This window comes from Anaeromicrobium sp. (assembly GCF_025210435.1).
Lineage (GTDB): Bacteria > Bacillota > Clostridia > Peptostreptococcales > Thermotaleaceae > Anaeromicrobium.
Genome location: NZ_JAOART010000113.1, coordinates 1 through 12,815 on the forward strand (window position 1 = coordinate 1; position 12,815 = coordinate 12,815).

General features: G+C 30.6%; 10 protein-coding genes. 7 read left to right on the forward strand and 3 right to left on the reverse strand.

Going from position 1 to position 12,815, the window contains the following annotated elements:
- Positions 1-101: IS3 family transposase (locus N4A57_RS14030; RefSeq protein WP_293658633.1), on the forward strand; the 101-nt coding region annotated here is incomplete at its 5' end.
- Between the two features lie 74 nt (positions 102-175).
- On the opposite strand, the gene N4A57_RS14035 is transcribed toward N4A57_RS14030, so the two are convergent.
- Positions 176-2,272: a methyl-accepting chemotaxis protein gene (locus N4A57_RS14035; protein WP_293658624.1), complete on the reverse strand. Its 2,097-nt coding sequence runs from the start codon at positions 2,270-2,272 to the stop codon at positions 176-178.
- Positions 2,273-2,572: 300 nt separating this feature from the next.
- On the opposite strand from N4A57_RS14035, the gene N4A57_RS14040 reads away from it, so the two are divergent.
- Positions 2,573-3,436 (forward strand): PhzF family phenazine biosynthesis protein, encoded by an 864-nt coding sequence (locus N4A57_RS14040; protein WP_293658625.1) that lies wholly within the window; start codon positions 2,573-2,575, stop codon positions 3,434-3,436.
- 86 nt (positions 3,437-3,522) lie between these two features.
- Here N4A57_RS14040 and N4A57_RS14045 read toward each other — a convergent pair whose 3' ends face one another.
- Complete coding sequence (locus tag N4A57_RS14045; RefSeq protein ID WP_293658626.1) at positions 3,523-4,209, reverse strand: hypothetical protein; 687 nt, start codon at positions 4,207-4,209, stop codon at positions 3,523-3,525.
- Between the two features lie 393 nt (positions 4,210-4,602).
- Here N4A57_RS14045 and tdh point away from each other — a divergent pair, with 393 nt between their 5' ends.
- The 5 genes from tdh (at position 4,603) to N4A57_RS14070 (ending at position 10,288) form a co-directional block, all read left to right on the forward strand.
- Positions 4,603-5,640 (forward strand): L-threonine 3-dehydrogenase, encoded by a 1,038-nt coding sequence (gene tdh / locus N4A57_RS14050; protein WP_293658627.1) that lies wholly within the window; start codon positions 4,603-4,605, stop codon positions 5,638-5,640.
- A 206-nt stretch (positions 5,641-5,846) separates the two neighbouring features.
- Positions 5,847-7,037: a glycine C-acetyltransferase gene (locus N4A57_RS14055; protein ID WP_293658628.1), complete on the forward strand. Its 1,191-nt coding sequence runs from the start codon at positions 5,847-5,849 to the stop codon at positions 7,035-7,037.
- Positions 7,038-7,196: 159 nt separating this feature from the next.
- A complete protein-coding gene (locus tag N4A57_RS14060) occupies positions 7,197-7,877 on the forward strand; it encodes a TVP38/TMEM64 family protein (protein WP_293658629.1) in 681 nt (226 codons plus the stop codon).
- 153 nt (positions 7,878-8,030) lie between these two features.
- Positions 8,031-9,095, forward strand: a complete 1,065-nt coding sequence (locus tag N4A57_RS14065) for an AI-2E family transporter (protein WP_293658630.1) — start codon at positions 8,031-8,033, stop codon at positions 9,093-9,095.
- Between the two features lie 95 nt (positions 9,096-9,190).
- Positions 9,191-10,288, forward strand: coding sequence for an NAD/NADP-dependent octopine/nopaline dehydrogenase family protein (locus N4A57_RS14070; protein ID WP_293658631.1), 1,098 nt, complete (start codon positions 9,191-9,193; stop codon positions 10,286-10,288).
- A gap of 61 nt (positions 10,289-10,349) precedes the next feature.
- On the opposite strand, the gene N4A57_RS14075 is transcribed toward N4A57_RS14070, so the two are convergent.
- Complete coding sequence (locus N4A57_RS14075; RefSeq protein WP_293658632.1) at positions 10,350-12,419, reverse strand: methyl-accepting chemotaxis protein; 2,070 nt, start codon at positions 12,417-12,419, stop codon at positions 10,350-10,352.
- Positions 12,420-12,815: the final 396 nt, after the last annotated feature.

The window sequence follows — 12,815 nt, forward strand, 5'->3', positions numbered from 1 at the left end:
TGATAAATAATTATATAAAATATTATAATAATTATAGATATCAATGGAATTTAAAAAAGATGACTCCTGTACAATACAGAAATCATCTTTTAGCATCTTAATCTCTTTTTTTAGATTGTCCTTGACAAAGGTACCATTTTATAAAGAGTTGCCTTTCTTTTATTTGAATAATTTATTAAATTTTAAATTTGGATATTTCTCCTTGTAATACTTGGGATAACTCTGAAAGATTTTCATTGGCCCCAACAATTTCTTCTATAGAAGCGGTTTGTTCCTCTGTAGATGCGGCTGCTTGTTCAGTACTAGCTGCATTTTCCTCAGATATGGCCGATAGGGATTGAACAACATCTAAAATATCAGCCTTCTTGCTTTCCATTTCCTTAGCAGAATGATTCATTTTTTCTATGGCTTCTTCTGATAGATTTATGGCTTTAGAAATTTCATTATATTTATTTTTAGTATCATTGACACTTTCGATTTGTTTATCCATGATAACACTAACTTCTTTCATTTTTTCCACAGCTTTCAATGAGTTTGTTGTTAATTCACTTATAATTAGGTCAATTTCCTTAGTAGAACTTGTGGATTCCTCAGCTAATTTTCTGATTTCTTCAGCAACTACTGCAAAGCCTCGTCCCGCATCACCAGCACGGGCTGCTTCTATGGCAGCATTTAGAGCTAGGAGATTAGTTTGTTCAGCAATTGATGCAATCACAGCACTTGCACTACTGATTTTTTCAGAGCTTTCATTGGATTTTTCAATAACTTCAAATATTTCTTGTGAGGCTTTACCACTTTCTTCTGTCTTGCTCATTAAATCCTTAATGACTAATAGGCCCTCATCTACTAAATTAGATACATTGTTTGAGGAAATATTTACATTTTCCATAAAGGCATCGTTTTTCTTGATTATCTGGCCTAATTCATGGATTTTTCCAGAACCCACTTCCGTATCTTGAGCTTGATCCATAGCTCCCTGTGCTAGTTCTTCAATAGTTCTAGATATTTCCTCTGCACTTGTGGCACATTGCTGGCATATGGCGGTTAACTCCTGAGAAGATGCTGAAGCTTCACCGGACACGTCTTGGATTTTTTTAATCAATTGGGTAAAGTTCGCCTGCATTGTAGCCAATGCATTAGTCATTTCTCCCGTTTCGTCTTTTCTCTGTAAGAATTTAACTGCTTCGTGTTTTTCGTCGAAGGTAAGATCATATGTGGATAATCTTTTAATAATATCAGATAGAACTACTATGGAGTATACAGCATAATTACTATTATAATAAAGGGCAATTCCAATTATTAATATACCAATAATTGACACTCCTGTCATCCATAGGAGCATGGCATTTGTCTCAGCCATTAACTCTTTTGTGGGAACAATTGTTGTATAGGACCACTTTAAATCGTTAAGATGAAAAGATATAGGAGTATAGAATCTATATATATCCTGTCCCATATGTTCAGACCAAGCTGTATTTTTAAAATTTTCCCCTTTTCTTATTTTTTCTAAGTATTCAGACCCTAGGCTACCTTCAAATTCATCACCAATTTCATTTATTTTAGTAGGATCTGGGTGGGCTAACACTATACCCTTATTATTAATTAATCTACCAAAACCATTGTCAAATAGCTTCACTTGGGAATTTGTTTCCACTAGTTGTTTCAATGATATGTCTAAACCTACTACCCCTAAAAATTCACCATCCATAATTATAGGTTGGCAAAAGGTAACTGTAGTAACTTTTTCCCCGTTTAGTGTGTAGGTATCTGGTTCTGTAATATAACTCTTCTTAGTATTTTTAGGTATGGTATAATATGGTTTATTTAGTTTTTTCATAGCATTTAATACTAATTTTTCACCACTTCTTCCCCAAGCAGGAGTATATCTACCAGCAGCATCACTTCCTGGAGTATTTATATAATCACTGTCCCTATTATCAAAGGCGTTAGGTTCCCATGCTGTCCAAGCATATACATAATTGGGGTTGTGTTCTAATGTTTCTTTTAACATTTTATTAACTATATTCCTATTAGTTCCATTAGCCCTTTTTAAATTGATTAATGTATTGGCTAAAGATTGAGAATCATGTTCTGCACCGTCTAATACTTCTCTCATTTCATTTGCAATATTTTCAGTTTGCAATTGCACATTTTCAATATTCTTTCTTGCCACCGTACTTCGAGTATTAACAACTAAAAAGCCCATGATTAATGTAGATACAATAATCATAATTCCTAAATTCAAAAATATTAATCGAGTTTTTAATTTCATATTTCAATCTCCTTTCTAATTACTGGTCATTTCTTAAGAGTTAGTAATAGTTCATATATTTATTTCTATTATATATTCATTTTATACGAAAACTAGATATATTTCTACATTTTTCCAAGTGAAATATGTATAATTAATCTTTCTAAAGGAAATAAGAGAGTTTCAAATTAGTAAATATATGAAGGTTATTTTAATAATTCCATATATATTTATGATTAGAATGATTAATAAGGGGCTAAACTTTACAGACCTTTATTTATGGCATAAAATATAGTCAAATAAACCCTGGGGGGAGTATATATGAACATGGAAGTAAGTATAATAAACGCCTTTGGAAAAAGTGAAGAAGGTGGAAATGGAGCTGGGGTTTTGTTGGATGCTAATAACCTTAGTGAAGAACAAATGCAGAAAATAGCAAAGGAAGTAGGATTATCAGAAACGGCCTTTGTGAAAAATAGTAGTGTGGCAGATTTTAAGGTTAGATTTTTCACTCCGGTGAAAGAGGTAGATTTATGTGGTCATGCTACCATAGCCACATTTTATTTACTTAAGAAAAGAGGGTTAATTAAGGGGGGAAACTACACTCAAGAAACTAAAGCAGGAGTATTAAATGTACAGGTAAATGAAGATAATAGTATATTAATGGATCAAAGTATGCCTGAGTTTTATGAGAAACTAGATAAGGAAGAAATAGCTAAATCCTTAAATATTAATGTGGAGCATATTAGTGATGAATTGCCCGTTCAAATAGTTTCTACTGGATTAAAGGATGTGATGGTTCCTATAAAGTCCATGGAAATATTAAATTCTATGGAACCTGATTTTGAAATGATAAGAGAAACAAGCAAAAAATACGAAGTGGTAGGGTACCATGCCTTTTCTCTAGAAACAATAGGAAATACCACAGCTCATTGTAGGAATTTTGCACCTCTATATGACATACTAGAAGAATCGGCAACGGGTACATCAAATGGAGCCCTTAGTTCATATTTATATGAACATGGTAAATTAGATAAAATGGAAAACCTAGTGTTTGAACAGGGATACGCTATGAGAATGCCATCGGAAATTAAAGCAGCATTAGAAGTGGATGGAGGAAAAATAAAAAAGGTTAAAGTTGGAGGGATTGCCTTAGAGGTAAAACTTATGATAGTAAGCATATAAGGGCAATTATAATACATAATATATTTAGTAGATGAACTTAAATAGGATAAAAAGAGATAAAATTCAAAGTTTTATCTCTTTTTATCCTATTTTAATTCCCAATTAAAATAGAATTTACCCCTAGCATCATTAGCTCTTATTTTTAATTTATATATATTATGTTTTTTTACTGGAATGGATAGGGTTCTAGTTTCTCCAGATTTAAAAATTAATTTAGGAGAGTTATTAAAATATATGCCCATATCTACAGGTCCATTTATCCTAGATGAGTAACTTATTACTAAATTTCCATCTTTTTGAAATCTCAGTTCCTTTTCCCTTATACCTGCAAAGCCATTTAGTACGCCATTATATGTATTTGATGAAGAATCTATTTTTATGGGAGAATTATTGATAGAATAAATTGGATTTACTTCCCTTGAGTATCCAGAAGCAATTCCTAATAATAAAACTAACATTAGAATTCCTAGTAATTTAATGGCTTCATTAGGTAAATCAAATTGAAAGTTAAAGGATTTTTTTTCTATGTTCTCTCCATAGTTTTTATATATTCTAAATTCCCTTATGAAAATATAAGATAAAAATCCAATTTGATAGGGTACAAATAGGCATGTTACTATCCATAAAATCCTATCCATAGAAAATTTTGGAGAGTCCTTATATATGTATATTATCTTAAATAGTATGAGGAAAATATAAATGAACAGATTTAAAGAACCAATATGGATAAAGAATTCATCAAATATACTTAAATTTTCTAATAAATGATTCATAAAACACCTCCCAATGTAAAAAATATACAATTATATTGTACAGGAAAAATCACATTATGCCAATAAAGAGAATTTTGTTATATAAGACATATAATATAGAAATATATGTGGTATCTATATAGAATTAGAAAAATTTTGAATTTATAAACAAGTTGTTTGATTATTTGACTTTTTGTAGTATAATAAATTTGTTAAAAATGTACGTCACATGGAGACAAAATCCCGAATAAAAGGATGAAATGTACAGGAGATAAAGACAAATGCCTTTTTTAGGAGAAGAAACAAAAAAGCATTAAGGGAATTATTAAAAAGGTCTATAAATATGGATAATGTACAATACTAAATTAATACATAATATAAATATGAAATAAATAAGGAAAGAAGGGATAATTTATGTCAAAAATGATGGATGCTCTAGTAAAAAAATATGCAAAGCCAGGATTATGGTTAGAAAAAGTACCTTTTCCAGAGGTGAAAGAAGGAGAAGTACTTGTAAAAATCCATAAAACGGCCATATGTGGTACAGATGTACACATATATAACTGGGACAAATGGTCACAAGAAACTATTCCTGTACCAATGACTATAGGACATGAATTTGTTGGTGAAGTAGTAGAAGTTGGAGAAGGTGTAAAAGACATTAAAGTAGGAGATACAGTTTCAGGTGAAGGACATATAGTATGTGGTAAATGTAGAAACTGCCTTGCTGGCAGAAGACATCTATGTAAAGATACTGAGGGCATAGGTGTAAATAGAACAGGTATTTTTGCTGAATATGCATCTATTCCTGTTACAAACATTTGGCTTTGTGACCCATCAATACCAAAGGATGTATTAAGTATTTTTGACCCCCTTGGAAATGCCGTACATACAGCATTATCATTTGATTTATTAGGAGAAGATGTTCTTATTACAGGAGCAGGTCCTATTGGTATAATGGCTGCAGCAATAGCTAAGCATGCTGGAGCAAGACATATAGTAGTGACGGATGTAAATGACTATAGATTAGAACTTGCACAAAAATTGGGAGCTACAAGGGCAGTAAATGTAACAAAACAAACAATAAGAAGTGTAATGGACGAATTAGGAATGAAAGAAGGATTTGACGTGGGTCTTGAGATGTCAGGAAATGCACAAGCCTTTAATGACATGGTAGATGTTATGTTTCATGGTGGTAAAATTGCATTATTAGGAATACAAGGACCTGAAACAAAAGTAGATTGGAATAAAATTGTATTCAATGGTCTTTTCTTAAAAGGTATATACGGAAGAGAAATGTTTGAAACTTGGTATAAAATGACTGCTATGCTTCAATCAGGTTTAGATATAGGACCTGTAATAACACATAATTATCATTACACAGAATTTGAAAAGGGCTTTGAAGTAATGAAGAGTGGTCAATCAGGAAAAGTAATACTTAACTGGATATAGAGTAAGGCATATGAAAAAAATAAACTAGTCAATTTCCTGAGGGATTTGGATTATTTTCAAGGCATGGTGAGCGAGTATATTGAACATATGTAAGTGATTCCATAACGAAGAAAATAATTTAAATAACCAGTGAAATGACTAATTTATTTTTTGAATATGCCTAAAGATAAGAATATAGTAAGTTTTTTTTAAGGAGAGTGAAAAAAATGTTTAAAGCAGCAAAAGATATTTATGCTAAAGAATTACAAGGAATTAAGGATAATGGACTATGGAAATCTGAAAGATTAATAACTACACCACAAAGAAGTAGAATAGATACTACTCAGGTAAATGGTGTACTTAATATGTGTGCAAACAACTATCTCGGATTATCAGATAATCCATTAGTTAAAGAAGCGGCAAGAGCAAGTTATGACAATTGGGGATATGGATTATCATCAGTAAGATTTATCTGTGGAACCCAAGAAGTACATAAAAAATTAGAAGAAAAGTTAACAGAATTTTTAGGAACAGAAGATACTATTTTATATTCATCATGTTTTGATGCAAATGGTGGTTTATTTGAAACAATCACAACGGCAGAAGATGCAATAATAAGTGATGAGCTTAATCATGCAAGTATAATAGATGGTGTAAGACTTAGTAAAGCTAAAAGATATAGATATAAAAACAATAACATGGAAGATTTAGAGGCTCAACTTATTCAAGCTGATAAGGATGGAGCACGTATTAAGCTTATAGCAACAGATGGTGTATTCTCAATGGATGGAATAATAGCTGATTTAAAGGGAATATGTGATCTTGCTGATAAATACAATGCCCTTGTTATGGTAGATGATAGTCATGCAGTTGGATTTACAGGAAAGCATGGAAAAGGAACTCATGAATATAGAGATGTAATGGGTAGAGTAGATATAATAACAGGAACATTAGGAAAAGCATTAGGTGGAGCAAGTGGAGGATATACAAGTGGTAGAAAAGAAATAATAGATTTACTTAGACAACGTTCAAGACCATACTTATTCTCAAATACTTTAGCACCAGCTATTGCATCTGCATCATTAAAGGTTTTAGAAATCCTTTCAGAAAGTACAGAATATAGGGATAAGCTTGAAGAAAATACAAAGTATTTCAGAGAAAAGATAAAGGATATAGGTCTTGAGGTTATAGAAAGTGAGCATCCAATAGTTCCAGTAATGCTTGGAGATGCAGTACTTTCACAGAAAATGGCAGAAAAAATGCTTGAAAAGGGTGTTTATGTAATTGGATTCTACTATCCAGTAGTACCAAAGGGCAAGGCGAGAATTAGAACACAAATTTCAGCAGCTCACTCAAAGGAAGATTTAGATTTTGCAATAAATGCATTTAAAGAAGTAAAAGAAGAATTAGGAATATAAAAAATAAAGTTAGACGATTATGTACATAGTTGTCTAACTTTTTTATACTATAAATATCCTTTATAATATTTTAAAATCCATAGAAAGAACTTATTTCACATAAAATCTATTCCCAAATATAATAGAAGCTGAAATAATAGTTTTTAGGGAGATGTTAAATTGAAAAATAAAAATTCTTTTAAGATGAAGGTAGCCATTATAGTAGGTATACTATTACTATATGTTTTGGTTAAACCCATTAGGGAAAATATAAATGAAGTAGTAATATTAATGAAGGGTCTAAATGTGGATGCGGTGAAGGAGTACATATTATCCTTTGGCATATGGGCACCCATAGTATCCTTTTTACTAATGATATTTCAATCGGTGGCAGCACCCCTACCAGCATTTTTAATTACATTTTCAAATGCAGCCCTATTTGGTTGGATAAAGGGAGCACTTTTATCCTGGTCTAGTGCCATGGCAGGAGCAGTTCTTTGTTTTTATATAGCCAGATTTTTCGGAAGAGATGTGGCAGAAAAATTTACAAGTAAGTATGCCCTAGAAAGGGTAGATGTATTTTTTCACAAATATGGAAAATACGCCATATTAATAGCTAGATTATTACCCTTTGTATCCTTTGATATAGTCAGTTATGGAGCTGGTCTTACATCTATGAGTTTTTGGTCATTTTTCTGGGCTACAGGAATTGGTCAATTGCCTGCTACTATAGTTTATTCTTATATTGGGGATATGCTAGTGGGAGATGTGAAGAAGGTAGTCTTTGGTTTACTAATACTATTTTCCTTAAGTGTATTGATGTTTTTACTTAAGAAGATGTGGAATGATAAAAATGAATAGATTTTAAAAAATAAGGCATAAACAAAAAGATATAATCTAGTAACATGATTATATCTTTTTGTTTATATGGTCTAATAAAGGTAATAATTAGTATATAAGCATAGTTTATGATATACTATTTTTTATTAATTTAAGGGAGAAGTTGGAGAAAATATGATAAATAGATATAGGGAGTTTATAGAAAAATATCTAATAGTAATAATAGGATTAATAATCCTGGGTATTCTTTATAAAAATGTAGATAATATAAAGGCCATATCAGTTAAATTTTTCGGCATACTAACACCATTTATTATAGGAATTATAATTGCATATTTATTAAATCCATTAATAGAAATAATGTGTTCTAAATTAAATATGAAAAGGGGCATGTCTATACTAGGAGTATATACTTTGTTTTTTATAGGATTAATATCTTTATTTACAGTTCTTATACCTACTGTAGTAAAGAGTTCCATAGAGATCGTGAATAATGTTCCAACAGAAACGGAAGATATGTATAAGTACTTAAAAAAAATAACTACTCCTTATATGAGAGATATGATATTAAATGGATTAGAGCAGATAAAGGGAAAGATTCCTTTATTTATAACTTCTATTTTTAATAATATAGGAAATTTATTTCAGAGCTTCACAAGCTTTATTATAACTATCAGTATGAGTATAATTATTTCCATATATGCTACTATGGATAAGGATAACCTAATAAAGCTTGCTAAAGATGTAATGTATACTATATTGGGGAAAGATAGAAGCCATAAGACTATAGATGTATTAGATAATTGTAATAAAATTTTCAAAAAATTCCTAGGAGGAATAAGTTTAGAAGCATCTATCATAGGTATTATAGCTATTGTGGGATTTTTCCTTATGGGTATAAAATATGCTACTTTATTAGGAATTATAATAGGTATTACCAATATAATACCATATGTGGGGCCATTTATAGGGGCTACACCAGCCCTATTAGTAACACTATTTTATAGTCCCATAAAGGCTTTGCAAGTAGGCATATTCATATTGATTTTACAACAATTTGACGCAAACTTATTAAACCCTAAGATCATGGGAAATGTAGTAGGGTTATCTCCCGTTTGGATATTATTTGCATTGGCAGTAGGTGGAGGATATTTTGGCATATTAGGTATGATATTAGCCGTACCTATAGCCGCCATAATCAAAATATTTTTAATACCTTTAATAAAAGAATTTGAATAAATAAAAATAAAATGGCTGAAAACCTTTTCATAAAAGGATAAAATAATGTAAAATATATAGTAGGAAAGAACTATTTTAATGAAGGAGGAGTGCAATTGGCGAAATTAACAGTTATAGGAATAGGTCATGGTGGATTTGCCGTTGCTGGAGATTTGGCTTTAGCAGGTCACGAGGTTACCATATATGTGGCACAGAGGTACAAGGAGAGAGTAAAGGATTTGTTTCATAAAAAAACAATTCATGTATCTGGAGAAGGAAGAAATGGAATAGCTCATATTCATAATGTGACTTCAGACCCTCAAATAGCTTTTGAAAATGACATTATAATTCCAGTTATTCCGGCTTATTCACAAGAAAAATTTGCCCATGAGACGGCACCATACCTAAGAGCAGGTCACAAAATATTTTTAACTCCAGGTTCTACAGGGGGAACTTTAGTAATAGGAAAAATACTTCATGAATTAGGAAAAAGCAAAGATATTATCTTATCAGAGTTACATACTCTTCCATATGCTTCAAGAAAGACAAGTGAAACAGGTGTACATATAATCCTTAGATGTAAAAAATTATACTTTGCAGCTTTTCCTGCTAAATACAACGAAGAAATGTATAATATAATAAAGTCATTTTATCCATGTGTAGAATTGAGAAGAGATGTACTAGAAACTTCTTTAAACAATGGAAATCCAATTTCACATCCTGTACCAATGGTTTTAAATGCAGCAAAGATAGACTTCTTTGGTGATGAACATTATCACTATAAAGAGGGAATAAGCCCTTCTGTAGCAAGGGTAATAGAAAAACTTGATTCGGAAAGAAAAAAAATATGTGAAATCTTTGGATATGAAGTAATCTCAACTAAAGAGAGACTATATGATATGGGATATGTACCAAATGAAGAAACTCTTTATGAGGCTTATCATAAAAGTACAATATTTAGTTCCATAAAGGGACCAAATAGTTTATCAAATAGATATTTAACGGAAGACACACCCTATTCATTAGCTGTCTTAGCTAGTTTGGCCCATCAAGTAGATATTAAAACTCCTGTTATGGATTCAATCATGACAATTGCTTCAGCCTTAATGGATGAAGATTATTTAGATACAGGAAGAACTACAAAAGAATTAGGTATCCATAAAATGGATATAGATCAAATGAAAGAATTTCTATTAAAAGGATATGAAAAGTAAAGAATATAAGGAAGGCTAAATCCATAGGGTGGATTTAGCCTTTAATGTTTTAAATATTAAATTATAGCTTAAACTTTTTTGTATGATCTTTTAAATCTTTTACAAGACTATTTAAATTAATTACATGATTTAATATGGTTTCCATAGATGCATTTTGTTCTTCTGAGGATGCGGCAACCTCTTCTGAGGAAGCTGCTGTTTCTTCAGAGAGAGCAGATAAATTTGTAATCATATCTAAAAGTTTATTTTTCTTTATATTCATATCTTCATTATAGGTTTCAACACTATTTACTTCTTTAGATAGACCCTCTATAGATGATGAAATTTCTTGGAAGGAAGATTGAGTCATAGTAACAGAAGCATCCTGTTCACTAGTTATTTTTTTAGCTTGAGTAATACCTTCAAGGGCAGTTTTAGATTGAACTTGGACCTTATCTATTATATCTTTAATAGTTTGGGTAGAAGCATTAGATTGTTCTGCAAGTTTTCGTACTTCTTCAGCTACTACGGCAAATCCTCTACCTTCTGCACCAGCCCTAGCAGCTTCTATGGCTGCATTTAATGCTAGTAAGTTAGTTTGTTCAGATATATTAGCTATAGTATCTGTTATGATACCTATTTCCTCTGCCATTTTATCCATTTCTAGTATCATAGTATTAACATGGGTAACGGAAGATTGAACTTCTTTAGATTTTTCAATTAAGGTATTGATAGTATCTAATCCCACATCATTATTTTTATTAGATTTAATGGCCAGTTCTTTTATATGTTGTATTTTATCTGAAACTAGATTTATACTTTCTGCTAAATCCTGTACATTAAGTGCTCCATCTTCAATTTCCCTAGCTTCATCATCGGCACTTACAGCCACTTCATTTATTGCCCTAGCTATTTCACCAATAGTATTTTTATTTTCTTCAGTCATTTTTACCACATTATGAAAGGTGCTAGATAAGGTATCAGAAGAATCCTTTATTTGGGATGTGAGATTTTTTAAATCATCCTGCATTTGGTTTATACCATTACCTAGTACTCCTATCTCATCATTTCTATCCATTAACTTATTATCTAATTTTACGGAGAAATCTCCACTGGATATAATCTTTAATTGTTCTGAAATTTTAAGTAAAGGGTTAGTAAATTTATTTGCAAATAGCATTATGAATAAGGAAGATAATATTATGGAAACTACTACTAATCCCATAATTATATTGTTTATACTCTTTGCTAAGACCATTAATTCATCCTGTTCAATAATTGCAATGAATTTCCAACCAGATGAAGGTGAAGTATAAAGATTACCATAGTAAGAAATGTCCTCTTTAACAAATTCAAAGTTATCCTTATCTGTATTTAAAACATTATCAAATTCTTTAATATTTAATTCTGATATATTTTTAAAGTTCATCTCTGAATTTTTAGGGTGAGCTAATATGGTTCCATTATTATCTAATAATATTATGTACCCCTTATTACCTATCTTAATATTTGTGATTATTTTTGTTAAAGCCTTTAAGCTCACATCTAAACCTTGTACTCCTAAAAACTCACCATTATTATCTGTAATAGAAGTAACTGTACTTATGATAACTTCATCATCTGCTGGATAATAATAGGGAGCAGTACGAACAGTTTTTCCATTACTTTTTAATATGGCCTCATAAAAGGGTCTTTTTCTAGGATCATAATTGTCCATTAGATTTGATTCAGGCCATTGAATATAACCACCATCTTTTGTTGCCATATATACATAGGCTGATTTAGGATGAGTTGTTGCAAAACTGTGAAAAAATTTATAGATTTCTTGCTCTATTCCGTCATTTTGAGAAGGGGTAATTTTTGATATATTAGTTTTATCCATATAAGAAGTGATACTATTATCAGCTTTTTTTAGTATTTTACTATTAGCTAACATATTAGCATTTTCTGAAACAGATTCAAAATACATGTTAATAGTATTATCTACTTGTATAATTTCTTTAGAAGATGCCTCTAAAAACTGGTTTTTTAATGTGGTTTTGAACCTTTGATTAATGTACATGCCCATGGTTAAAATAGGAATTATAACTATTGGCAATACGGAAAAAATCATCTTTTTCTTTAAACTGAAAAATTTCTTTTTATTTGACATGAATCCACCCCTTTTCATTCAATGTTAAAATATGTATATATATATTATACCAGTTTTTTATAAAATTCGTTATATTTAAACAATTTTTACAATTTTAATTATGGTGTTTCATGGAATGATGATAGGTAATAGTTCCATAGAATAAATTTTAGAAGATACAGAAAAATAAGATGAGTGATTTTCATATGCCTAAACAATATAACTCATATTTCGCATAACTAATTTTACCAAATATAAAGTATAAAAATCTATCATAAATTCCATTATTATAGAAGTAAGAGAATAAAGAGAGGATGGAATTTATGCATAATATAGACTATCGCTTTAAAACTCATAATCATGGTAGAATGAATTTCTTAGCTGAGTTTTGCAAGAAGCTAGGAATAAGTGAAATAA

Coding starts and splice junctions, on each gene's coding strand:
- N4A57_RS14035 (WP_293658624.1), bottom strand. CDS start 2,272: ATGAAATTAAAAACTCGATTAATATTTTTGAATTTAGGAATTATGATT.
- N4A57_RS14040 (WP_293658625.1), top strand. CDS start 2,573: ATGAACATGGAAGTAAGTATAATAAACGCCTTTGGAAAAAGTGAAGAA.
- N4A57_RS14045 (WP_293658626.1), bottom strand. CDS start 4,209: ATGAATCATTTATTAGAAAATTTAAGTATATTTGATGAATTCTTTATC.
- tdh (WP_293658627.1), top strand. CDS start 4,603: ATGTCAAAAATGATGGATGCTCTAGTAAAAAAATATGCAAAGCCAGGA.
- N4A57_RS14055 (WP_293658628.1), top strand. CDS start 5,847: ATGTTTAAAGCAGCAAAAGATATTTATGCTAAAGAATTACAAGGAATT.
- N4A57_RS14065 (WP_293658630.1), top strand. CDS start 8,031: ATGATAAATAGATATAGGGAGTTTATAGAAAAATATCTAATAGTAATA.
- N4A57_RS14075 (WP_293658632.1), bottom strand. CDS start 12,419: ATGTCAAATAAAAAGAAATTTTTCAGTTTAAAGAAAAAGATGATTTTT.